Source organism: Levilactobacillus sp. FUA 3915, assembly GCF_044053135.1.
Lineage (GTDB): Bacteria > Bacillota > Bacilli > Lactobacillales > Lactobacillaceae > Levilactobacillus > Levilactobacillus lanxiensis.
The window spans coordinates 1,369,366-1,394,235 of record NZ_CP168704.1 but is presented as its reverse complement, the minus strand read 5'-3'; the positions used below and the strand labels follow the sequence as shown (position 1 = coordinate 1,394,235).

General features: G+C 50.2%; 21 protein-coding genes. 11 read left to right on the top strand and 10 right to left on the bottom strand.

Annotation, left to right across the window (positions count from 1 at the left end):
• The first annotated feature begins 106 nt into the window (after positions 1–106).
• The 3 genes from ACEPST_RS06620 to ACEPST_RS06610 all read left to right on the top strand — a co-directional run bounded on the left by ACEPST_RS06620 (position 107) and on the right by ACEPST_RS06610 (position 4,062).
• Positions 107–1,915, top strand: a complete 1,809-nt coding sequence (locus tag ACEPST_RS06620) for a M3 family oligoendopeptidase (RefSeq protein ID WP_204121674.1) — start codon at positions 107–109, stop codon at positions 1,913–1,915.
• A 797-nt stretch (positions 1,916–2,712) separates the two neighbouring features.
• Positions 2,713–3,132 (top strand): helix-turn-helix domain-containing protein, encoded by a 420-nt coding sequence (locus tag ACEPST_RS06615; protein WP_125765220.1) that lies wholly within the window; start codon positions 2,713–2,715, stop codon positions 3,130–3,132.
• Between the two features lie 78 nt (positions 3,133–3,210).
• Positions 3,211–4,062 carry an SAM-dependent methyltransferase gene (locus ACEPST_RS06610; RefSeq protein WP_204121673.1) on the top strand — a complete coding sequence of 284 codons (852 nt, stop codon included), beginning with the start codon at positions 3,211–3,213 and terminating at the stop codon, positions 4,060–4,062.
• 634 nt (positions 4,063–4,696) lie between these two features.
• Here ACEPST_RS06610 and ACEPST_RS06605 read toward each other — a convergent pair.
• From ACEPST_RS06605 to ACEPST_RS06570, 8 genes are all read right to left on the bottom strand, one after another.
• A complete protein-coding gene (locus tag ACEPST_RS06605) occupies positions 4,697–5,767 on the bottom strand; it encodes a YdcF family protein (RefSeq protein WP_204121672.1) in 1,071 nt (356 codons plus the stop codon).
• A 14-nt stretch (positions 5,768–5,781) separates the two neighbouring features.
• Positions 5,782–6,372, bottom strand: coding sequence for a TMEM175 family protein (locus ACEPST_RS06600; RefSeq protein ID WP_204121671.1), 591 nt, complete (start codon positions 6,370–6,372; stop codon positions 5,782–5,784).
• 143 nt (positions 6,373–6,515) lie between these two features.
• A complete protein-coding gene (locus ACEPST_RS06595; protein WP_204121670.1) occupies positions 6,516–8,315 on the bottom strand; it encodes an oleate hydratase in 1,800 nt (599 codons plus the stop codon).
• A 121-nt stretch (positions 8,316–8,436) separates the two neighbouring features.
• On the bottom strand, positions 8,437–8,991 hold the full coding sequence (locus tag ACEPST_RS06590) for a TetR-like C-terminal domain-containing protein (protein WP_204121669.1): 555 nt from the start codon (positions 8,989–8,991) through the stop codon (positions 8,437–8,439).
• Between the two features lie 377 nt (positions 8,992–9,368).
• Positions 9,369–10,013, bottom strand: coding sequence for a hypothetical protein (locus ACEPST_RS06585; RefSeq protein WP_239064531.1), 645 nt, complete (start codon positions 10,011–10,013; stop codon positions 9,369–9,371).
• Between the two features lie 11 nt (positions 10,014–10,024).
• Entirely contained in the window at positions 10,025–10,447 is a 423-nt protein-coding gene (locus tag ACEPST_RS06580; protein ID WP_203643865.1) for a hypothetical protein, read from the bottom strand.
• 131 nt (positions 10,448–10,578) lie between these two features.
• A complete protein-coding gene (locus tag ACEPST_RS06575) occupies positions 10,579–11,592 on the bottom strand; it encodes a lipoate--protein ligase (protein WP_203643863.1) in 1,014 nt (337 codons plus the stop codon).
• Positions 11,593–12,279: 687 nt separating this feature from the next.
• Entirely contained in the window at positions 12,280–12,744 is a 465-nt protein-coding gene (locus ACEPST_RS06570) for an RrF2 family transcriptional regulator (protein ID WP_203643856.1), read from the bottom strand.
• Between the two features lie 441 nt (positions 12,745–13,185).
• Here ACEPST_RS06570 and ACEPST_RS06565 point away from each other — a divergent pair, with 441 nt between their 5' ends.
• The 5 genes from ACEPST_RS06565 to ACEPST_RS06545 all read left to right on the top strand — a co-directional run bounded on the left by ACEPST_RS06565 (position 13,186) and on the right by ACEPST_RS06545 (position 19,049).
• Positions 13,186–14,199, top strand: a complete 1,014-nt coding sequence (locus tag ACEPST_RS06565) for an ABC transporter ATP-binding protein (protein ID WP_203643854.1) — start codon at positions 13,186–13,188, stop codon at positions 14,197–14,199.
• Positions 14,196–15,170 (top strand): ATP-binding cassette domain-containing protein, encoded by a 975-nt coding sequence (locus ACEPST_RS06560; protein ID WP_204121668.1) that lies wholly within the window; start codon positions 14,196–14,198, stop codon positions 15,168–15,170. Before ACEPST_RS06565 ends, ACEPST_RS06560 begins: the two co-directional genes overlap by 4 nt.
• Positions 15,170–16,135, top strand: coding sequence for an ABC transporter permease (locus ACEPST_RS06555; RefSeq protein WP_125765231.1), 966 nt, complete (start codon positions 15,170–15,172; stop codon positions 16,133–16,135). The genes ACEPST_RS06560 and ACEPST_RS06555 overlap by 1 nt, the downstream gene beginning before the upstream one ends.
• A gap of 14 nt (positions 16,136–16,149) precedes the next feature.
• Complete coding sequence (locus tag ACEPST_RS06550) at positions 16,150–17,100, top strand: ABC transporter permease (protein WP_203643850.1); 951 nt, start codon at positions 16,150–16,152, stop codon at positions 17,098–17,100.
• Between the two features lie 140 nt (positions 17,101–17,240).
• Positions 17,241–19,049, top strand: coding sequence for an oligopeptide ABC transporter substrate-binding protein (locus ACEPST_RS06545; RefSeq protein WP_204121667.1), 1,809 nt, complete (start codon positions 17,241–17,243; stop codon positions 19,047–19,049).
• A gap of 19 nt (positions 19,050–19,068) precedes the next feature.
• Here the strand turns inward: ACEPST_RS06545 and ACEPST_RS06540 are convergent, their stop codons facing one another.
• Positions 19,069–19,746 carry a hypothetical protein gene (locus ACEPST_RS06540; RefSeq protein WP_204121666.1) on the bottom strand — a complete coding sequence of 226 codons (678 nt, stop codon included), beginning with the start codon at positions 19,744–19,746 and terminating at the stop codon, positions 19,069–19,071.
• 420 nt (positions 19,747–20,166) lie between these two features.
• Here ACEPST_RS06540 and ACEPST_RS06535 point away from each other — a divergent pair, with 420 nt between their 5' ends.
• The 3 genes from ACEPST_RS06535 to ACEPST_RS06525 all read left to right on the top strand — a co-directional run bounded on the left by ACEPST_RS06535 (position 20,167) and on the right by ACEPST_RS06525 (position 22,712).
• Positions 20,167–21,135: a cation diffusion facilitator family transporter gene (locus ACEPST_RS06535; protein WP_204121665.1), complete on the top strand. Its 969-nt coding sequence runs from the start codon at positions 20,167–20,169 to the stop codon at positions 21,133–21,135.
• 166 nt (positions 21,136–21,301) lie between these two features.
• Positions 21,302–21,757, top strand: coding sequence for a universal stress protein (locus tag ACEPST_RS06530; protein WP_125765236.1), 456 nt, complete (start codon positions 21,302–21,304; stop codon positions 21,755–21,757).
• 64 nt (positions 21,758–21,821) lie between these two features.
• Positions 21,822–22,712 carry an RluA family pseudouridine synthase gene (locus ACEPST_RS06525; RefSeq protein WP_395425082.1) on the top strand — a complete coding sequence of 297 codons (891 nt, stop codon included), beginning with the start codon at positions 21,822–21,824 and terminating at the stop codon, positions 22,710–22,712.
• A 495-nt stretch (positions 22,713–23,207) separates the two neighbouring features.
• Here ACEPST_RS06525 and ACEPST_RS06520 read toward each other — a convergent pair whose 3' ends face one another.
• The gene (locus tag ACEPST_RS06520) at positions 23,208–23,948 is read right to left on the bottom strand and encodes a glucose 1-dehydrogenase (protein WP_204121663.1); all 741 of its coding nucleotides are present in this window, start codon (positions 23,946–23,948) and stop codon (positions 23,208–23,210) included.
• Positions 23,949–24,870: the final 922 nt, after the last annotated feature.

Here is a 24,870-nt window from a genome sequence, read left to right as displayed (position 1 = left end):
CCGCTGCCAGATTTCTCCCTCTGGTAAGTATACGAAGTTCTTTCGGTGAGCGCAATCGTTTTGAAGTTTGCTATAATGGTCACAACTTACATAGGGAGGCCTCGCCATGAAATATGCGTTAAATTGGGATTTAGACTCACTGTTTACGGGCGGTATCAACTCCACCCAGTTGAAAACGAAATTGACCGAAACCAAGACGGCCATTGCGTCGTTGGGCGATCTCTTGGACCGCTGGGACGCCGCGAGCGATGCACCCCAGTACCAACAATTTGTTAAACTCATCACGCAACTACAGGAAATTAGCGCAGCCATTGGCCAAGCCGGCCTGTTCATCACGGCGGTCGGTTCTGCGGACAGCGCGAACCCTGACGTGGCGCCCATGGAGGCCGAACTCCGCGGTCTAGCCAACCAGGCGGAAAACGTTAGTGGCAAGTTGAAAAAGGTGTTGGTTCAAGTGCCCGACGCCAATTTCACGGCCATGTTAGCCACCCCCGACCTGAAACCCATCGCGTTTAACTTAAAAGAAATGCGCGACGACGGCAAGGAACTACTCGATGACAAGACTGAGGCCTTGATCAGTCGCTTGAACCTCGACGGCAAGGCCGCTTGGAGCAGTCATTACGACTCCCTGGTCTCGACCGTTAACGTGCCGTTTCACGATGCCGATGGTAACCCGACGACCCTGTCTGCCGGTCAAGCCGACAACAATCTGCTGGGCAACGCCGACCCCGATTACCGGGCGGCCCTCCTCCCAGCTTGGGAACAGGCCTGGACGGATAAGGAACAACTCTTTGCCGACACGCTGAACCATTTGGCCGGCTTCCGGTTGACCGAATACGCCGCTCATGGCACCACTGATTTTCTCCGCGAACCGTTAAAGGATAACCGGATGAGCGCGGCGACCCTGAACACCATGTGGCAGGTCGTGGACGACAACAAGCAATTTTTGCTGGACTACCTCGACCGTAAGGCGGCCTTGTTAGGCAAGAAGCACGCCGGTTGGCAGGACGTGGAAGCGCCACTCAACCTGCCCGGCAGTGCCGAACACCACTTCACCTTTGACGAGGCGGCGGCCTTCATTATCAAACACTACGGCGAGTTCTCCCCGAAAATGGCAGCGCTGGCTCAACGGGCGTTTGAAAATAACTGGATTGAGGCCGAAGACCGTGCTGGTAAGGCGCCCGGTGGCTGGATGGAAAGTGCCCCAGAGACCCACGAGTCCCGCATCTTCATGACCTTCACCGGCTCACCGAACGACGTGGCCACCCTGGCTCATGAACTGGGCCACGCCTTTCACTCCAGCGTCATCGACGACCTGCCCCAGCTTCGCCAGGATTACGCGATGAACGTGGCGGAAACGGCCTCGACCTTTGGCGAACTGATTGTCGCCGATGCCAACGTTAAGGCGGCCAAGACCGACGCCGAAAAGATTGCCCTGTTGAACGCCAAGATGGATAACCCGGTTGCGATGTTCCTAAACATCCGTGCCCGTTACCTGTTTGAAACGCGCTTCTATCAGTTACGCCAACAAAAACTGGTCACGCCAGCCGAGTTAAACGAACTGATGCTCAACGCCCAAAAGGAAGCCTTCGGTCACGACCTGTCGACCTACTCGCCACACCTGTGGGCCAGCAAGCTGCATTTCTACATCGACGAACCAGCTTTCTACAACTTCCCTTACGTCTTCGGCTACCTATTCAGCCTGGGCATCTACGCCAAAGCCCAACAGGAAGGCAACTTCGAGAACCACTACATCGCGCTACTGCGGGACACGGCCAACATGACCAGCGAAGAACTGGCCCAAAAGCACTTGGGTGTCGACCTGACCCAACCAGACTTCTGGCAAGCCGGCGTCAAGCTAATCAAGCGCGACGTCGCAGAGTTCATGCGTTTGACGGACCCATTGGTGAAGTAGGAGCTTGAACTAAACTAGTTATTGACAGTAAAAATTAACCGCCAAGTATCTAGTGGGTAAAAACTATCACCCGCACGACAAATGAGAGTGAAGCAACCTGCCAGCTCACCAAAACCAGCAGAACACCTGTCGGACGAGGGTGCGTCGCTGTCAGCCGCAGGGCTGGGAAAACTGGGCCGGTCGCAGGAGTGACCAGAGGCGAGCCAAGATGCCCGGCTGTGTCGGTGGCCTTGGCTGAGGTATTTTCTCAGCCTAGCCCACGGGACAACCTTTGAGACCGCTTTTCAGGCTCAAAGTTGAGGTGGAAGCCCGCCCTTCGGCTGGAACCGGCCCCACAGCAGGGCGTCTTGAGCTCACCGCCGGAAACGCAAACACCAGTCAAATTAACCTGCCAACTCACAAAAACCAGCATAACACCTGTCGGACGGGGGTACGTCGCTGTCAGCCGCAGGGCTGGGAAAACTGGGCCGGTCGTGGAAGTGACCAGAGGCGAGCCAAGATGCCCGGCTGTGTCGGTGGCCTTGGCTGAGGTATTTTCTCAGCCTAGCCCACGGGACAACCTTTGAGACCGCTTTTCAGGCTCAAAGTTGAGGTGGAAGCCCGCTTCACAGGCTGGAACCGGCCCCACAGCAGGGCGTCTTGAGCTCGCCGCCGGGAACGGACGCGGCCAGACCCAGTTTTCACCAGCCCGGAGGCGGCCAACAACGACCTAACCCAGTCAGACAAGTTTCCCTTAAAAACCACAGAGAGTGGTATAATGAGAGTTATCATAAACTAGAAAGAAACGGGTGAGTTGGATGTTTTCAGAACGACTGCGGGCCTTGCGCAGAGGCCAACACATTACACTAGAACAACTGGCAACGGCGCTCAATGCGCAAGCGGGCGAGCCGGAAGAGCATGCCAACACAGCGTCACAAATTGGCAACTGGGAACGGGGTATTCGGACCCCTTCCTTCCTGGAAGTCCGGAAGCTTGCGGAGTATTTTGACGTGACCATGGACTACTTAACGGGGAAAGCCGAACGAGATGAGTACGACCTCGGCCGCCTCTTCCTGTCTGGTAAGCAGTTGAGCTTCAACCGCGAACTGTTAAGTGGCCGTGACCGCTACGAAATTTACCAGTTGATCGACGGTTACCTGCATGGCCGTGAAAACCGCGCCACCACGCCGGAACCGAACCAGCAAGAAGAATTGGATCTTCATTTAGACGACCATTAATTATCGGGTCGGTTGGTCAGCGAACGCTAATCAGCCGGCCTTTTCTATCGGTGTTAGGCACCAGAAAGGACCTCACTAGTGAATCCCAAGAAATTGCAAAAACTCAAGAAAAAAGTCCGTCACGCCCCACTGAGCGAACGGAAAACCAGCTACATTGAACGCATGACGGCCTACTATCACCAATTTAATGACTACCCGTCCATTAAAATTTTAATCAGCAACGTGCTCTTAGCGGACAAGATGTTGGCGGCGGGCGACCTGCCCCAACAGATGCCCCTGCTTCAACTGCCCGATGACAGTCAGGATCAGATTTTTCAAAAGCTCAATACCCGTTACCCGGCTGGCGACGCGACCGGCGATAAGATTTGGAACGCGCTATCCGACGCGCTGCCAAAGTTAGACCACGATTTGCGCTCCTTCCGGGATTATTTGGAAACGCACTACGGCATGTGGGCCTACACGCCGGCGCCGTTCGTGAGTGACCTGGCCAAGTTTGTCGGTAACCGGGCCGTGCTGGAAGTCATGGCGGGTAACGGCTACATTTCAAAAGGTCTGCGTGACGCGCACAAGACCGTGTACGCCACGGATAGTCAGGCGTGGACCGCGGAAAATGAAACTGGGCGTCATCCCCTGACTGCGATTGAGGCCCTGTCCGCCACGGATGCCTGGCAGAAATACCAGGACCAGGTCGGCGTGGTTGTCATGTCCTGGTCACCAGACGGCTTGCCACTGGATTGGGACCTGTTGCAGGCGATTCGCGCCACGGATAAGGACGTGGACTTCGTGGTTCTGGGCGAACCCCACGGCGCCACCGGGTCCGAAGACTTCTGGAACCATGCCCACTTGTTAGAGAATAAGGAATCGCGTGACCTGAACCGTCACTATACCCAGATTGACCTGGTTCAGGACCACGTTTATTTGGTCAAATAGGCGAACCCAGTGCCTTCCTGGGATAACAACTCTGAGTTAACCCGGTTTCACAAATTGTAATATTACATTGCCCCTAAGACTATTTACCCTACCATAAAGTTTTGCTATGATATGACAAGTTAAGTCACACAGAGAGGAATGCTGTCATGGTAGCATTGGGGAATATTTTATTTTACGGTTTGGGGAGCATCCTGCTAGTCGCACTCGGCTACGCAGCATTTGCCAGTTACCAAGCACATCGCGACGAATAAAAAATATCGACTGGTCCGGTTGGACTGGTCGATATTTTTTAGACTAATTTTTAAGAATTTTCTGTTCATCTATTTAAAATGACACTGCCCCCACTGCACAGAAGTTACCCCCATGCAGATTAGCTACCAACGTCAATCACAGAATTGGTGAAAATGAACCAGCGCGGTCAGTGTCAGTGACCAGAGGTGGGCCAAGACGGCCAGCTGTGTCGGTGGACTTGGTTGGGGTTCTGTCCCAACCTAGACCACGGGACAACCTTTGTGACCGCTTCTCAGGCACAAAGTTGAGGTGGAAGCCTGGGTCTCAGGCTGGAACCGACCCCATAGCAGGCCTTCTTGAGCCCGCCGCCGGGAACGAACCCTACCGCAACCTAGTCTCAGTTTCACCCGTGGTATTCGGCCCAGGTGAGAACCAGCGTCAACGCCAACATCAGCCCAACTGCCACCGTATGCCAGCGCTTATTTCCCACGAAAATCGCAATGTATTCGCGCAGAATAGCGTTTGGCAGAAAGAACTTCGCGGTGTGTGCGCCAATCCCGTTGGCCTTGAGACCAGCCTTGCGCGCAATCATTCCCGCCCGGAACGTATGGTACCCGTTGGTCACAAAAGTCACCCGTGGCTGAACAGTCCCCCGGTCAGTAATGATTTTCTTGGAAAAGACCATATTCTCGTAGGTGGTCTTCGATTGATCCTCGGCAATCGCCCGTTCAGGTGGCAAGCCATGGTCAATGGCATATTGGCGCATGGCCACACCCTCGGGAACCGTTTCGTCGCCACCCTGGCCGCCGGAGAAAATAATCACGGGACCTTGGCCAATCTTACGCAATTGCTTGCGGTAAAATTTCAAAGCGCGATTGATTCGTTGGCCCAACAGCGGGGAAACCTCGTTGCCATTTAACAGGCCCGCTCCCAGCACGATTAAATAATCCTGCTTATACCGGGGATGATTAAATTGATAAATCACCAGCATCGTCAGGTAATTGTAGAACCAGAATAAGACGTAGAAAATCACCATCGCGGCAAAGAGACTGATGCCTGAGGCCACTGGCACGGGCAGATAGCGCGTCATCAGTGACGTCAGAAACGGCGCCAGTAAAATGGCGATGCCCAGAAACAACGTCAGCATGTTGGCCAACGTGTGGCTCTCCCGTTTCCAAACGATCCAGGCATTCCACAGCAACAGGAAGGCTTGGAGGGCAAAGACCACCCCAATCAGGAGCAGGAGAATCACGAATAAGGCCAGACTGATGACAATCAGCCATTTGTTATTGGTTCCCAGAATCGTCATCGCCAGTAACGCCAAAAACGAATAGAAAAAGAGCGAAAACCAAATACCATTGCCCAGTCGGCGTTTTTCAATCCGGTAACTAATGGTAAAGACCCCGCCAAAGAACAGCGGAATCAGCCAGCCCAAATAAAAATAGGCCGGAATATTAAAAACTTCATCTTGCATGTCGTTAAACCCCTCTAAAACAATTTGTCGCTATCATCCGACGTGCGAATCGCCATCATGCTAAGATCAGCTAAGGTAAAGAGCAGTGAGATTGGCGGCCAAACAAAAATCAGGCCCAGTACGATGACCCAAACTAGCCAAAACCACACACTGACGTGAACCCGGTAGGCCGGCATACACCGAATTTTCCGCGCAACCTCGGGATGCCGCTCATGATTGACCCGCATCACCGTGTAGGATAGTGCGGCGTAGGCCAGCGTCCAGCACGTAAAGATGATGAAGTAAAATAGTTCCGGCTGTACGTCCATGATAAAGCGCCCGGCCCAAGCCGTGGTCACCGGTAACATTGCCATCACCAAGATCCAGAGATTGTTGACCCAGTAAAGACTCTTGGTCACCCGCTTGGTCAGCGCAAACATGTAGTGATGATTGTACCAGGCCACGCCAATAAACAAGAAACTAATCAAGTAAGCCACAAAATAACTCCACTCACTGGCCAACGCCGCAAACGTCGGCTCCTCTGGCGTCTTGAACTCCAATACCATAATCGTTAACACAATGGCCACCACGGCATCCGTGAAGGCCGCCACCCGTCCTTTATCCATTTGTAAGTCCCCTCAAAATTCAAGATAGTTTTAGGATAGCACAGTTCTGCACTAGTCGGGGCTTGGTTTTCTCGACAAAAAAGCCGTCCACAAGGGACGACTTTCAGACAGGTCCGCACAGCATCTACAGCGGAGGTGTGTTTTTACTTACTGTGCGGGGCCTTAGGATGCAACACCGCGGCCTTTTGGGGGATGGTTTGGTCGCGACCCAGGTACATCTGATAGTACGGTGGGACGGCGTTGACCAGCTTCAACAGCTTGGCCGTCAGTGCTGGTAATTGGGCAGGATCAACCTGTGGCAAATCAGCGGCGGTCACGTCACCGGTGATGCCTTGGAACCGCTTGATCCGTTGCAGCAGGTAGCGGACGTCGTAACGTGACGGGTTGACCTCGATTGGCCGTTTGTCAAAATTAAGCAGCTTGTAAACGGCTTCTAACCCAGTCCGAACGGAGGTTTCAACCGTGAAGACCACGTCATCGTCAATTTCCACGAACTGCCCGAGCAGGCCAAGGTTGGTGCAACCTTCTGGAACACCCAGTGGCCGGTCGCCGGCTTGCCGTGGCATGAACTGACTGGTACAGTACGGCATCATGGTCGTCGACATATAGGTGTGGGCCAGTACCTCGTCCTTGATGTCTAACATGCCCAAGTGGTACAGCAGTTCCGTCAAAATTTCATCGCCGGTGCAGTCCCACATGCGTTTCTTAATATAATTCCCTTCATTTTCGCCATACAGGCCGTAACCCCAACCCACTTCTTCATCATCGGCTTGGTAAGGGAAGAATGGCTTGTGGTGAATTTCAAAGGAAAGATCCCAGTTGGAATCCTTGAACGTCATGAGGCCACCGGTCCCGGCTGGACTGCCAGAGAGTTCCTCGATGCGCTTGAAGAATTCCGGATAGTTCTTGACCGTTGGGAAGAAGGAAATCCACTTGGTCTGGTCGATCTGTCCCAGGAACTTCTCTGGATGACCAAACTTGGCGTCCTTCTTGGCCAGGTTCTGCCAGATGGTAAACGTCCCCATGTCCTGCGTGTCGCGGTTGGTTTCGGCCACCGTGTGATTGTCGCCGAAGGTACTGTTTTCACTGATGGACCCCGTGGTGACGAAGACCAGGTCCTGGCGTTGCACAGCCACATTGGCAGCGCTACCATTTTGAGTCGCGATAATTTCATCGACCGTGTTGTTGGCATCGGAGAAGCCCAGGTCGGTCACGTTGAAGTTGTTTTCAAAGTGGACTCCTTGGTCGATCAGCCAGCGTTCGATTGGTAAAATGATGGCATCGTATTCGTTATATTTAGTGTGGACGAACCCTTCCAGGTATTCATGCCGGGAAATGAAGGTGAACCGTTGCCAATAACGCCGGCATTCGATGGCACTGTGGTAGTGTTTGAAGGCTAATTGACTGTGGAAGCAGGTCCAGAAGTTGGTTTTAAAGAAATCCTTGTCGAAAAATTCATCGATCCGTTTGTTGGCCAATTCTTCTTCCGTGGAATTGATAATCGTTTCCATGGCGGCCGCGTATTCGGGTTTCATTTTATAATCATGATAATGACTGTCGATCTCACCCTGGTTCACGATGACCCGTGCCTCGCTGTGAATGGGTTCATCGCGGTTGAAGTCGACCACGTCATCTAGCACCGTGCGCCCGGGATTCTCGAGCGATGGAATCTTGCTGCACAGGTACCACAAACATTCCATGTAGGGTTCCAGCTCCCGTTCGGCCCGGCACAGATAACCTTGATTACCCTTGGTACCGTCCATGGAACCGCCCATCACCGGTTTCTTTTCATAAATGGTGACGTTTTGGGCAGGCATCTGCGCGTCGTCAATAAGAAAGACCGCGGTGGCTAACCCAGCAATCCCACCACCAACAATGTTGGCCCGACGGTCGTCGATGCCAGCGGGTTTGAGTGGATGATACATCGTCTGATAGATATTCATGAAGATGACCTTCTTTGTTTGGGATTAGGTGCTTGTCTTTAAGATAAGGCCCACCCACCAACAAGACAATTGACAAAAAAAGAGAACCGTCAAAATTTTGACAGCTCCCCGATTTTGTCAATTACTCGGCATAGTTCTGTAAGGCCTTCTGAAAATCTCCCTGCACCAGCACGCCCGTTTGTTCGACGATGTCGGCTGGGTCCTCTTGCATCCCATCCTTGACCCACTCAAAAATGAGCGCGATAAAGGCCAGGCTGTAGAAATGGGCGATAAAATCCTTGTGCTTCTGAGCGACTCGCATCCCCATCGCCTGGCGCTCAACCACGGCGATGATGTACTGGTACAGCACCGTATATATGTATTTTTCTAAAAGGTCACGGTAGGCTGACTCGTAGGTGTTCTGCACCAGATACCGGTTCTCTTTAATCGTGGTCATCACGTTACAGAATCCCTGTTGCCAATTGTCATAGTCCGCCACGTTTTGCAGTGACTCGGCGGTCGCCTGCTTGGCGGTCCACTCAACCAGTTCGTAAATGTCGCTGAAATGGTTGTAAAAGGTCTGCCGCGTCAGGTCACAGGCCGTCACGATGGATTTGATGGTAATCTTATCAACCGGCGTTGTCCGGAGCTGCGTCAACAGTGCCGCCGACAATTCTTGTTTCGTATTCTTTGCCATATGTCAGTGCCCCTCACCAATGTGCTGGGCTAAGTATAGCAAGCCCCCCTTAACGAATTCAAGGGGGAAGTCACTAACTGGGCAGAATGGTCTGTAAACCAAAGTAATTTGACTTCACAAATTTAGCGCAAAAAAAAACGCCCAACCAGTACAAGACTGATTGGACGTTTTTCACACAGCGTTCAGTCTCCCGAACGGATCCGTCTCGGAATCCACATTCCCTCAAGATCAGACACGTCACAATACGGTGACATATGTGCCCTGCTGACAAATTCACCTAGCCGCTTGTGCGGACGCTCCTTGCAAGCAAGGGACGCGTGATTTCTCGACTCATCGCATAGAAGCTATACTAGCACACTTACTCCCAAAAGACAAGGCTACTTCTTAGTCGCGGTCTTCCGCGTCGTTGCCCGCTTCGTCGTAGTCCGCTTGGTTGCGGGCTTCTTGGCAGTGGTCGTGCGCTTCGTGGTTGCTTTGCGCGTGGTCTTCTTAGCGGCTGGCTTCTTAGTCGTCGTTTTCTTAGCTGCCGGTTTAGTGACGTCCGCATTCGGCACGTCGGTAGCGGCCTCGTTGGTCGCCGCTGCCTGGAGCTTTTCAATCTGAAGCCCTAACCAGTCATGGAGGCTTTGATCAGCGACTTTGGCCTGATCCACGTAGGTCGTGGCAGGCGCCAAAGCGTCGATGCGTAGCCCAGAAACGTTGATATCTGGCGTTTCGATGACGGCGTACACGTTCAGGTCGGCTTCATCAGTGGTTTCCATAATTTTACCAATAGTTTTACTATCTTGCATTGGCAAATTGATTACACTCATCTCCAGCCGCACGGAGACGTCCGTGTCGGTCACGTTGAGCGTGGCTTGGGCCAGTTGATCCTGACCAATTTGTTCACGGATGAAGGCCGCTAAGGGTGCCATGAGGCCATCCGGATCCTTGAAAAAGTCTTTTTCGGTGGTGTCCGCCGTGAAATGTTGAATTTCATCGGCTTCGACCGCGTCAATAAATGCTTGAATTTCTCGTTTCATGCCTTACACCTCTATTTTTTCGCAGCGAATCGCTTGGCGTCCGCAATTTTTTGTTGCCGGAGCCGTAACCGTAATGCCAGGACCAGCCAGTAGCCGTTTGCGACGATTAATGCCAAGCCAAACGCTGACATCAACATCTTGATCATGATGCTGGCGCCGCTGTCCATCCACATGTTAATGATCACGCTAACCGGTGACAACGTGTACAGCGCGATGACCAGTCCCATGAAGTAAAAGGATGGCTTCCAGTTCAGCGCCGCCAACACGATTGGCACAGCGTAGAGCACGAACGCAATCAGCGTTGTGTGCCAGAACTCTGCCATGGTCATTTGCACGTTGGGCGAGTCAACGAAGGGCCGGGACATTAGAAAATTCAAAGCAATAAAGCCGACCATGGAAATGATGGCCCAGGCAATCACGTTACGATCTTTCATTTTAAAATAAACTCCTCAATAAATTCCTAAAATAAAAGACGCAGTCAAACCGACCACGTCTTAGTCAATTCCATTCTATTCTAACTTATTCCCGGCGGAAAATCAGCTAATCGCCGAAAACTAACGGGAATCTAATCAACCAGCAAGTCCAAAACATCTTTGGTATCAATGCCATTGAAGTAGAGTTGCGTGTTGACGCTGTTCAAAACCTGTCCGACGTTTTCACGGTCGTAACGGACACCGGCTAATTTGTCAGCCAATTCCGTTGCGTCAGAAGGACCGAAGAAGTCACCGTAGAACTTGATGTTCTTGATCTTCCCGTTTTCAACTAACAACCGGGCATCAATCGTGCCGGCCGTAAAGTGTTGACGCTTCTTAACCGTAAATTCTGGAGAATTGCCGTAAACCCAATCCCAGTTGCTGTAGTAGTCTTTGTAAATCTTCTCGATGGCAGCCTTTTCGCTGTCTTCGATAACGACTTCTTTGTCTTTGATGGCATCCAGGTTATCCACGTGGAACAGTTCCTTTAATAAGGTGTCGCGGAATTCTGGGACCGTTAAGTTTTGATATTCAGGGGCTAAGTAAGGCTTTAAGTTCGTGACCCGTGAACGAACGGACTTGATGCCCTTAGACTTCATCTTGTCGGCTGGGACGTTCAAGGCATGCGCAATCACGTCTTGGTCCACGTCCAACATCAAGGTGCCGTGGGAGAAGGTCTTGCCACTGTGCGAGTACATCGCGTTACCGGAGAACTTCTTGCCGTCGACTAAAATGTCATTCCGGCCAGAAACTTCGGCAGTCGTAGCGCCCATTTCATGTAAAGCATCGACGACGGGTTGAACGAAGGACTTGAAGTCCCCGAATTCTTCGCTATCGCTATCAACCACGAAGCTAAAGCAAAGGTTCCCGAGGTCTTGGTAAACAGCACCGCCACCCGATAACCGACGGGTAACCGTGATGTTGTTTTCTTCAACGTACTTTTGGTTGATCTCTTCCAGTGTGTTTTGGTTACGACCAACGATGATGCAAGGTCCTTCATAGTAGAACAAAACTAAAGGTTCATCGAACTTTTTGTTGTTCATCAAGTATTGTTCCGTTGCTAAATTCTGACGAATATCGTGTGATTTCATGGCATACCAATACATAACCTAAAAACCCCTTTCAAATTAACCAACCCGGACCAGCCCCATACGGTAACTTTCCCGGTTACTTTAAATCATAGCACGAGTTGTAACCGATTACAATTTAGCTTACAAAGTGGAAAGGATTTTTGAAAATTTGTCACTAGTTGCGCTGATAATCCCTGATTGGACGGGAATTTCACGAACTTTTTTCGGTGACATTGCGTTGGTGAAAGATGGTTGGGTGGGATTTTTGACTGTGTTTGTTTGGTGCGTTTGATTTTCTCTCGCTGCTGTATCCCTGAGCTGGCGGCCTCCGAAACGTGTTCCGTGAGGCAGGTCCCTGCGCTTAGAAAGGCCCGGAACTCCTGCCCGGCTTTGCGGTTACTGACTGCATTTGCTTAGTTCGTTTGATTCGTTCTCGCCACTATATTCCTAACTTGGCGGCCTCTGAAACGTGTTCCGCAGGGCAGCTGGTTCCGCTTAACACCGTAACGAAAACGACCCAGGTTCGGGGTCATTCCCGTTACGCCGTTAATGCTCGCCAGCTAACCGCCCTGCTCCACACTCTTATACTAAAAAATCGTCCAGGTTCACCCCGGGCGATTTTCGACGACATTAATGGTGGCCGTGACCGCCATTTCTTATCTACATCTATATTATACCTGCTTTGCTTACCAAAAGGCAGCAATCTGCTTACTAATTAAAGCCCTAGTCGTGGTTAATCAGCTTGCGGAAGAAACCGTGCTGGTGTAGGTCTTCCTTCAGATCGGTCATCGTAAATTGATGATAGAATTTGCGATAATCTTCGTCAGCCAAGGTAAACAGGTCCGTCAATGTCTGCGAAATGTTCGCAGAGATATCCGTGTTGTCAGTGGCCTTTGTCCCCTTGGAGTCGCCCGTAATAAACCGCGCATAGCTGATGGTCGGCGGAATCGTCAGATCGTACAGCTCACCCACGTTGATTTCGGCAAGATCACGAATCAGTTGATATCCCCCGTTCTTACCAACAGAGCCCTCAATATAGCCCTGCTTGTGCAAAACGGACAGGATATTTCGAATCATGACCGCATTCAGTTGTAAGGATGTTGCCAACTCCCGGCTCGCAATTTTTCGGGGACGATTTTCGTCCAGGTAAAGCAAGCTGTGGACTGCAACAGAAAAGTCTAATCTCATCGTTCAGCCATCGCTTTCAAAAATTCTGTAGTTATTACTGGTATCATACCACACCTTGTGAAGTGGTATGAAGGTATAAACCAAAATGCTAAGAACTTTCTCATTCAGAATATACATGCATAATTTTTCAGAAGAGTGCATAGGTTAATCCTGTTAATTAATGGTTTGGTAGGAAGATTATCCAACTATTTGGTTTTAGGTTAAATTTTTTATCATTTTATGAATAGTCTGCGATGATTGATATAACAAAGTTTGTGAGGATTCTATGAAGATTTAATGGCCGCATTATTTAAATTTGGGGTTGTAAATGAGAATTTGATTAACTATAATCAAACACAATTATTGTTAAGGACCGAATTGAATACGAAAAGACGTTTATTCACCGGGCTTTATTCAAAAATGAGAGATATATTAGAATCACTACATTGGGGAGGGATTTCCGTGGAAACCGCATCAAACTTTTTGAACATCAAAGACGTCAGCACGGCTTTCAAGATTAATGGCCAATTCTACGACGCCATCTCCCACATTAACCTCCAAGTCCACCATGACGAGATTCTCGCCATCGTTGGTGAATCAGGCTGTGGCAAAAGTACGTTAGCCACCACAATCATGGGTCTGCATGACCCAGCCGAAACAAAAATTTCTGGCGAAATTGATTTTGAAGGTACCAACCTTCTTAATCTTGATGATGATGGGTACAACGACTTCCGAGGCGCTAAGATTGGGATGATCTTCCAAGACCCATTATCCGCTTTGAACCCACTGAAGCGCGTTGAAGATCAGATTAGTGAAGTTATGGATTACCATACCTCCTTATCTAAGGAAGAAAAGCACGAACGTGTTTTACAACTGCTCGATGAAGTTGGGATTGTAAACCCCAAGCGAACTGCTCATCAATTTCCTCATGAACTTTCCGGTGGGATGCGGCAACGGGTCATCATCGCGATTGCCATTGCCTGCAAGCCCGACTTAATCATTGCCGATGAACCAACGACCGCCTTAGACGTGACCATCCAAGCACAGATTCTGGACGTTCTCCGCGATATTCAAAAGGAAAACCACGCGGGCATTATCCTCATCACTCATGACTTGGGTGTCGTGGCTGAAACGGCCGACAGAGTCGCTGTCATGTACGCGGGCCAAATCGTTGAAGAAGGTACCGCGGAACAAGTCTTCAACACACCAGAGCATCCCTACACGCGTTCTCTCCTGCGGTCAATGCCTCAGCGAGACAACGAAAACGATGACCTCTACGTCATCAAGGGCAATGTCCCTTCCCTTCAGAAGATGCCTAGCACCGGTGACCGGTTTGCCCCACGGATTCCTTGGGTGCCAGCCAGTGCCCACGAAGAAAATCCTAGCATGCATGAAGTTGCACCGGGCCACGAAGTTCGTTGCACCTGCTACAAAGAATTTTCATTTCCAGATGAGAAGGGGAGCGTGACCGTATGAGCTTAGTTGAAATCAAAGATCTGAAAGTCCACTACCCGATTCGGACCGGCTTCTGGAACCGCATCACCGATTCCGTTCGGGCCGTTGATGGCATCACCTTCAACATTGAAGCCGGGGAAACTTACGGTTTGGTTGGTGAATCTGGTTCCGGTAAATCAACGACTGGTAAATCAGTCGTTGGCCTGGAAAAAGTCACGAGTGGTTCCATTATGTACAAGGGTGTTGACATCACCAAGAAAGCCAACCGTACTAAGTTGGACTACAACCAAGACGTCCAAATGATTTTCCAAGATTCCCTTTCCAGTTTGAATCCCCGGAAACGAATTGAAGACATCATTGCTGAACCGCTCCGTAACTTCGAACACCTCAGCAAGGACGATGAAAAATTACGTGTTCTTCAATTGCTTGATATTGTTGGGCTGGATGCCGATGCACTGTACAAATACCCTCACCAGTTCTCTGGTGGGCAACGGCAACGGATTGGGGTTGCTCGGGCTGTCGCCACAAACCCAAAGTTAATCATCGCTGACGAACCTGTTTCAGCCTTGGACCTTTCCGTTCAAGCACAGGTTTTAAACTTTATGAAAAAGATTCAACGTGAATTTGGGATTTCCTACCTGTTTATCTCCCATGACTTGGGGGTTGTTCGGCACATGTGCAATAACATTGCCATCATGAACCGCGGTCGCTTAGTTGAAATTGGCACGCGAGAGGATATCTACAACCACCCGTTACATATCTACACGAAACGGCTACTGGCTGCCATCCCCGAAACAAACGTTAACCAACGGGCGGCTCACCGTGCTTCCCGTTTGGCCGTTGAAAAAATCTACCAAGAACAGCAAAACAAATACTATGACGAAAACGGTGAAGCCTTCCCGTTGATTCAGGTCAGCCCCACCCATGCGGTGGCCTTACCTGAAAACATCGCTAAACAACTTGCCAGCCAGGAAGGGGAGGTGCAGGCCTAATGTGGAAAACAATTCTCCGTCGTTTCTTAATTATGATTCCAGAAGTCATTATCCTAAGTATCCTGGTCTTCCTCCTCGCCAAGGCGATGCCTGGTGACCCATTTACCGGGTCGATCAACCCTAAGGCTGACCCCCAACAGATTCACCATTTGATGAAGATCAATGGGTTGTATGACCCTTGGTACCAACAATATTGGCAATGGGTTGTCCACTTGTTCCACGGTAATTTAGGGAACAGTTATCAATACCAAGAACCCGTAACCCGTTTAATTGCTGGTCGGGCCGGTAACACCTTGTGGTTGGCCCTCTTCACCATGATCTTAACTTACGCATTTGCCTTACCAATGGGTGTCTTCGCCGGTCGGCATGAAGGTAAATTACCTGATACCATCATCCGGGTCTACACCTACGTGACCTACTGCATCCCCTTCTTCGTTATCTTAGTTATTGGGATTTGGATCTTCGGTTACGTCTTTGGTTGGTTCCCAACGACCGGGTCGATTTCGGCCGAAGCGAGTGGGAGTGGCTGGCTACAGACAATTGGGAGTCGATTCTACCACATCCTCTTGCCAGGTATCTTAGGGGCCTTGTTCGGGACCGTTAACATCGTCCAGTACTTGCGTTCCGAAGTGATTGACGCTAAGGGCTCTGACTACGTGCGGACTGCACGTTCCAAAGGGGTTCCTAGCAAGGATATCTACCGTCACCACATTTTCAGAAATTCTCTGTTACCTATCGCCGCGTTCGCTGGCTACTCCATTACTGGGTTACTAAACGGTTCCATCTTTACCGAAACCGTCTTCTCTTACCCCGGGATGGGCCTGTTGTTCGTGAACTCGATCAGTTACCGGGACTACACGGTTATCACCGCGTTGGTCCTCATTTACGGGATTCTAAACTTAATTGGAACGTTGCTGTCAGACATTATCTTAAGTATTGTCGATCCACGAATTCGGATTGAATAAGGAGGCTAAACAGAATGGCAGAAAATTTTGAACAACACTCAGACGTTTCCGCAGCTGATTTGGCCCGTTTAACACAGGAAGCGCAGGCTGAAGCCACGCCTTCCACGGCTAAAATTATTTGGAGCGAATTCAAGGCCGACAAACCGGCTATGGCTGCACTCTTCATTATTGTTGGTTTCATTCTCTTCGTTATGATTGGGGCCTTATTTATCAACACCCCTAAAATGATGGAGACAAACATCATGGGTTACTTCAACCAGCCGTTTACACCGGAATACTGGTTGGGCGCTGACTCTGGTGGTCGTTCCGTTGCCAAGCAGTTGATTGTGGGCTCCCGTAACTCTATCGGAATTGCCATTGGGTTGACCGTCATCTCCTCCACCTTTGGGATTTGCTGGGGCTTGATTTCCGGTTACTTCAACGGCTACATCGACTGGGGCATGCAACGGGTCTACGACTTCATGATGATGTTACCCATGACCATGATGATCATTGTCTTGGTTACCATCATCCCCCACTACAACTCCGTCACTTTGACGTTGATTTTCTCCATCTTCTACTGGGAAGGCACGTCACGGCTGATTCGTTCACGGACCTTAGCCGAATCGGAAAAGGATTACGTCTCTGCTTCTAGAACTTCTGGGACCAATCACTGGAAGATTATCTTCCGCGAAATCATGCCGAACATCTCGTCATTGATTATCGTTGACTGTACGTTATCCTTCGCCGAAAACATCGGGGTTGAAACGGGTCTTTCCTACCTGGGCTTCGGGCTACCAAGCCAGACGCCTTCCCTAGGGACCATGATTGCTAACGCTAACGACCCTAACAACATCACCCAATACTGGTGGACTTGGTTACCCGCTGCGTTAGAAATTATCATTCTTTGTTTATCAATTAGCTACGTCGGTCAAGTTCTTCGTCGTGCTGCGGATGCTTCGCAACGACAAGGTGCCGCCGACTAGATGAAATTTAAACCCATTTGAGGAGATGGTGCCACTCAATGTCACACGTTCGTCTGTTGCGTTACCGCTTTACCGATTGATTCTGAGGGGAACCAATTGGCGTTAAAATGAGGATTTTAAAAACAAGGGGGAAACATAGCATGGATAAGAAAAAACTCGCATTGTCAGCGATGGCAGTCTTAGCGACTGTTAGCCTCGCTGCATGTTCCAGCAACAAGAGTTCATCCAGCAAGAGCGGGACGACTGCTTCTGTTAAGCTCTCACCAGCTTATAACAACACGAAAGCAACCGACAAGACCGCCACGAAGAACAGTACATTGAAGGTCGCAGAACCAAACGACTCACCATTCCAAGGAATCTCTGATCCCGTCTTAGCTACCAACTCTGAAGATGCCGACGTCTTCGCACCTGGTGGCTCCAACAGTCTTTGGAAAGTCGACAAGAACTACAAGATCGTTGATGGTGGGCTGGCTAACCAAAAGATCAACCGAAAAGCTAAGACTGTCACGATTACGTTACGGAGCGATGCTAAGTGGTCTAACGGTTCCAAGGTTACCGCTAAGGATATCGAGTACGCCTACGAAGTTATCGCTAATCCAAAGACAACTTCTCAACAATACTCTGCTGACTTCAACCACATCAAAGGGATGGCTGCCTACCATACTGGTAAGTCCAAGACCATTTCTGGGATCACCTATCCCGATGGTCAAAAGGGCCGGACTGCTGTCATTCACTTAGACAGCGTGACCCCAGCCATGAAGTACTCTGGGAACTCCTTCATCTGGAGCACTGTTGAACCTTACGAATACATCAAGAACGTCTCAATTGCTAAGTTAGCTTCCTCCAGCCAAGTCCGGAAAGCTCCACTCTTTACGGGTGCTTACAAGCTGGATAAGGTCGTTGAAGGTGAATCAACCACTTGGTCACCAAACAAGTACTACTACGGCAAGACGCCACAAATCAAGCACATCAGCATTAACGTGGTTTCTTCTAACAACATCGACAAGGCCATCCAATCTGGCAAGTATGACTTCACGGTTCCTGGTTCCGTTATGCATGGGACCGACTACAAGCAATTGAAGAACACGAAGAACTACAAGTTAGTTGGTCAACCTGCCCTTTCCTACGATTACTTTGGTTTCAACGTTGGTCACTACGACACGAAGTCCCAAAAGAACGTCATGGACAAGAACAGCAAGATGGCTAACAAGAGCTTACGTCAAGCGATGATGTACGCCTTGAACTTGGATGCCGTTACGAAGAAGTTTGGTTACGGGGTTACTTGGCGTGCCAACACCTTGATTCCACCAATCTTTGACAAGTACTACGACGCCAGTGCCAAGGGTTACCCACTGAACATCAAGAAAGCTAACAAGTTGCTGACTGACGCCGGTTACAAGAAGCGTAACGGTAGCAAGTGGCGTTCAGATCCTAATGGCAAGAAGTTAACCATCTACTTCGGTGCCATGACTGGGACCTCAGCTCAAGCTGCTGAATACCAAGACTACCTGCAACAATGGCACAAGGTTGGCTTGGACGTGCAATTCACTGGTGGTAAGACGATGGAAATGAACAGCTTCTACTCCACGTTACAATCACCAAAGCAAAGCAAGATTGACGTTTACGCCGCTGCTTGGGGCTTATCATCAGAACCAACCCCTACACAACTGTACGGCGAAGACGCAACCTACAACATGGGTCACTTCGTTTCTAAGAAGAACACTGAACTCATGAACAAGATGAACAACAACCAGGCTTGGAACGATGCTTACCGGACCAAGGCCTTCAAGAACTGGCAAGAATACATGAACGAACAAGCTGCCGTTGCTCCTGGTTCCTTCTCCTACAACTGGGGTCCAGTGAACAAGCGGGTTAAGGGCTTTGACATGAGTCCTAAGAACAACGAGTTCTGGAGCAGTTTGAGTTTGACTTCTTCAAGCTTAAAGTAATCTTCTAGAATCAGTTGGGCTATTCGCTCAGATGAACCGTCGAATCTTTCGGGATTCGGCGGTTTTTGTGTGCCACCAGATACAGGTAGACCGCCACCAGGCTGCCCGTTCCCGCAATCGTCAGAAACGGCAGCATGACCATAAATTCCATGGCAAAGACGCCAGAATAACTCCACGGCACTGCCGTCAGGGAGAGAATACCGTGAGTGATCAGCCCCAAAATTGGAACGATACATGGGACAATGCTAGGTAGCCGGCGAAAATACAGCCCCACAATCAATTGTAGGGTCCCGACACTCACTAGGAGTAACCAGATGACCCCCAATCCCCGTAACGCCGTGGCCCCGCCATATGCCAGAGACGTCATCGTTGCCGTGTCTACCGTCAGAGGATTGGTCCAGGGTAATTGCAGCAATAGAAATAGCCCACCACCCAACAAGACCAAATACCCAGCACTGATCAACGCGACCAAACTTAAGCGCGTCACTGGTAACAATGATGCTTCCCGGTTACTGAGCGTCGTACTCAAAATTAGGCCAGGCAACATCACCGCCAGCGTATCTAAGCCACCCAAGGCTGCCACATGATACTTAAGCTGAAAGCCCGCTGCTACCAATGTCAGTAGTAAAGCCGTCACCAGAACCCACAGCCGTAGATAGTGCTGTCCCGTGTATTGCCATATTTCTCTTCTCAGCATGCCTACATCCCCTTTTTACTTGCGTCGGTGGCGAAACTGCCAGACCATACCACTCAGAAAAATCAACACCAGGCCGACCTTCACAAAGGTCCAAATGGGATCGGTCCATGCTAACTCTGATCCTCCCGTCATCGGTCATTCCCCCCTCAATCTCGTCTCTCTTACTAGGGGCGACTATACGTGATTCACGCTCGTTTGCCAAGGACTCAAAGCTTGATATATCGGCGTTTATAACGATTGTTGTACTTAATAAAGCCCGCTAACCTTATCTTTGGTCACTTAAAATCAGGCGACTTTACTTGTCCCCATATTTATTTCATTATGCTTGGTTTATCGGGTTCCCTAACAACCTAATTTAACTTGCCTCAGCACCTGCTTTGGGTGATACTAAGCGCCAATTTCAAAGAGAAGGTGATTGTCATGAATGCCGTTCACTCCCACGACTGGGAACAGGTTCAACAAGCAGCCGTCACTAACCTTCGGCGGGCCCACCATCACCTCTGGACGAACGTTGCCGCCTACCTGGGACTCTTCTTGGTGGAATACTTTTGCGCCCAGATTGGCCACTCACAAGTCTTGCGTGCCGATGCGTTCAACAACTTGTCTGGAATTTTCTCTACCGGTTTGTTAATGACCGGCCTGTACATCGCGGCCAAAACGGATGACGATGACATGTGGGGCGCCCCCATTTCTCCCGAAGAACAACACGCGATTGGCCCACGCATTCAGCAGTCGCGCTTTCGCTTCGAAACCATCTATACGCTGATTGCGGGACTCGTGATGGTCGTGATTGCTGCGGACGTCGTCTACCAGGCCGCCATGATCCTGATTCAACGGCCGACCTATCATCTGGAAGCTGGCCTTACCGCTGTTGGTGCGGGGATCTCCAGTCTGATTCTGCTGGGGCTCTGGGCGACCAATCACCATTGGGCACACGTGCTCAGCAATTCCGCCCTCGCAGCCGCCGCCCGTGATTCCTGGACCGATGCCCTGACCAGTCTCGTAACGGTCCTGACGATTATCGGCATCGCTTGGCTCCATGCTACCTGGATTGACGGCGTTGCCAGTCTGATTTTGGGCCTCTACATTCTTTGGACCGGTGTGAAAATTTTTCGTAACAGCGCGCTGAATCTGGTCGATTACTTTGACCCCACCTTGGAAAAAACCTATCGTACTCAGATCTCACAGCTGCCCGACGTCCAGTCCGTTGTCTTCCTCAAGGCTTACTACGATGGCAATTTGATCATGGTCAGCGTCACTATCGCTGTGAATCCCCAAATGACGGCCGCGACCATTTACGACTTGACCCGCGAAATTAACATTTTAATGAAACAGCAGTTTAACGTTGCCGCGACAGCATTGATGGTCATTCCTGATAATCGGCTCTAATAACTGGTGACGTCAGAATTTTTTACTTTCTGCAAACGCGCCCACTTCACGGCCTTTTCATCACTTTTCAAGAGAACTTTCAAGAATAAAATGCTTACACTCTCGGCAATAAATGATATAGTTAAGGTAAAGTTTTAACATGACTCGTGAAGGGGTGGCATTCCATATGTTACAACAATACAAGAACATTCTGGTTCCCGTTGACGGTTCCAAGGCAACCCAACCAGTCTTAGAAAAAGCAATCGAAGTCGCTAAGCGCAACAAGACCCACTTAGACATTTTAAACGTGCTCGAAGTGAACCAATTTAGCGATACCTATGGCGGTGCCGTTAGTGGCGACGTCATCTACAAGCTTTCCCAAGACGTTCAGGATCGGCTCGACGCCTTGAAGCAACAGGCGATTGATGCCGGTGTTCCCGACGTCAGCATTCACGTGCGGTTTGGGAATCCCAAACCCGTTATTGCGCGGGAATTTCCTGCTGACCACAAGTCAGAATTGATTGTGATCGGTTCGACTGGTCTGACGGCCGTTGAACGCTTAATGGTCGGTTCCGTGACCAACTACGTCAGCCGTTCCGCAATCTGCGACGTGCTGATCGTCAAACCTGAAAATATCAAGTAAATTTGACCATCAACGTAAGGTCGGGACTGGTTCCCGGCCTTATTTTTGTCGAAAGGAGTTTGCCATGCACTGGTCCTACGAAATTACCCTTCCCGCCACGCAACCCGCACAACCGCTACGAAAACTACTGACGGCCTGGCTTCTGCCTAGCCACCTGGTCCACGACCTGCGCATTCACCAACGTGTCCTGGTCAACGGTTTGTACCGCTCAATGAACCAGCTGGTAAGCGCTGGCGAGACCGTCGCACTAACGTTTGTGCCCACGGACTTTAAGGAACCCTTCCCCGACGTGTGGCCCGACAGCGCCGCGACCGTCAGTGTGCTCTACGAAACGGCCGACCTCCTTGTCGTCAATAAGACCCGTGGCAGTAAGACCCATCCCAACTTACCCTGGGAACGCGGCACGACCTTGAACCACGTCGCCGCTTATTTAGGACCAGACGCCCCCGGGCCCTACATCCTAAGCCGATTGGATCAGGAAACCACTGGGGCCCTCCTAATGACGAAAACACCCGCCGTTGTCCCGATCATGGTGCGCAACATTGCTGAAAAACGCGTTCACCGGACCTATCTGGCTTGGGTACATGGTCAGCTGGCTGGCAGCGGCACTTTCACGGACCCCATTGGTCGCGACCCTGAAGACAAACGCAAACGCCTAGTTAACGGCGTTCATGCTCAGTCCGCGGTCACCCATTATGAGGCCCTCGAACACCGGGCCAACGCCACGCTCGTCAAGCTCTGGTTAGAAACTGGGCGAACCCACCAGCTACGCGTGCACCTTACCGCGGCGGGACACCCTCTGATTGGCGACCCCCTTTACGGTCCACCTAGTGAAGACCGCTTACGACTCCACTGTTGGCGTTTAGGATTTCCCCAACCGTTTACCCTCAATCAGGCGAAAACGACCGTAACGGCCCCCATACCCGTTGATTTTGACCAATTTCACCAAGATTAGCGTTATCGTCAAAATTTGGACGATTTAGACGATTGCAACCGTTAACCATTTTTATTGTTATACTGGTGTCAGTTGAGCGGCTTAGGGGGGATTCGATGCGTTGGCTACCACGCGTTTCTCTGATTATTTTATTGCTCTTGTTAGCCATCTTATTGATCTGGGGAATTCTTAACCTACTTTAGCATCAAAAAAGTGTTACCGGACTATGCGGAGTCCAGTAACACTTTTAATTTGGGTTGAATTCCTGTACGACAGCGCCTCCAGGCTGGTGGAAATGGACCGGAACGCTGTGGGCGAACGCCCGGAGCCAAAGTACGGTCTCCGCGCTTACTTTGAGCCGCTCAAGCGTCTCAAAGATATCAATTGCCTAAGTGGCAAAGCCCGCCGCTAAGGCAATTCCCACGGCTGAGTCCATTTCCACCATCCTTGCGGCTAACGCTAGTTCTAACCCAACTAAACGCACCGGGTAACAAGATGACCCACCTTACAACAATTTTATTGGGCCGTGTACCCGCCGTCGACGACGAATTCAGCTCCCGTTGAGAAGGAGGACTCGTCTGAAGCTAGGTACAGCGCCATGTTGGCAATTTCATCGGCTTGCGCTAACCGCTTCATGGGGTGTAAGTCTTCCAACGATTTCCGCATTTCTGGGTAGGCGTCGACCATTGGCGTGTGAACGTAGCCGGGGTGAATCGAGTTGACCCGGATAGCGTACCCTTTTTCTGCGCAGTACAGTGCCGCGGATTTATTTAACATCCGTACGCCACCCTTCGCTGCGTTGTAGGCGAACAGATTCGAGATTCCAATCAAGCCAGCGATGGATGACAAGTTAATAATGGACCCACCCTTGGCTTTCATGTGGGCAATGCCGTGCTTGACGCCAAACATGACACCATCAAGATCGACTGAGAGAACGCGATGCCAATCGGCTTCTTCAATGTCCTCAGCGCTATCAAAGTGTAAAATCCCGGCGTTATTCATCAAGATGTTGACCGCACCAAATTTTTCTTCCGCGGCGGCGAAAACGGGTTCCCAACCCGCTTCCTTGGCAACGTTCTGCTTCACAAAAATGGCCCGGTCTTGGCCAATTTCTTTTAAGGCTTCCCCACTGCCCTTATCGTCGATGTCCGTGATCACGACCTTGGCTCCTTCACGCGCAAAGGCTTTTGCAGAAGCTAGCCCAATTCCCTTGACGCCACCAGTAACAATCGCAACTTTACCTTCTAAACGACTCATACCATTTCCTCTTCTCTTGTATTAATGAACTGATTGAAACAGCCACAGTCTATACCGAAGAGATCGTGTGCACTAGAGAAAGCGCTTTAATTTTGATTGGATAGTGCTGTAAAAGGTGTGATTGTATTGGTAGTTTAATTACTTTCCCGCTTTGACGACTAGGAGTTGCGATTGCTGCCAAATGGTCACCAGTGCTTTGGGTGTTTACTGGATTGCACTTTTATTGGTGTGGGTACTTTACTTTTAGTCGTTTTGTCTGGGTTCTTAATTTTATATTTAGTCGATTAGTGTTAATAAGGTTAAGGAAATAACTCCAGACTTATAGTATGTATTTTGGTTGGGTTCATTTGTCTATCCCGATTCTGGCGGCTTCCGAAACGTGTTCCGCAAGGTAGCTGGTTCCGCTTAACAACGTAACGAAAATGTCCTTGAGCCTTCTGCTGAAACTGCTTTGGATCATTTGACTGGCTCTCGCCAATCAATCCCGGTCCTGGCAGCCTCCGAAACGTGCTACACGAGCCAGACTCCTGCGCTTAACCCGGCTAAGAAAATATCCCAAGCCCGGGGATATTCCCTTAGCCACGTTAATGCTCAGAGTCTAATCGGCTCGTTCCGCACTCTTTTACACAAAAAAAGCCGGAGTAACCACTCTCCGACTCCCACTAGCATCATTAGAGCATTCAACATAATCACAGTTTGTAGTCAGGATAACGCTGTCACTCAAATCAGCCATAATCTCAATATGTAGTATTGAGCAATTCAAATCACTTTTAGTTAGTTAAAACTAATTGTGCAGTGAAGTTTCTCCTAATCGTAAAGATTGAGAGTAATTTCACAATGTCGAGAACCCGCAAAATCACTTTATTTTCCGACTTCCCTGAAAGATTGATTGGTATTACAAGACCTAGTATATCAGATGGGT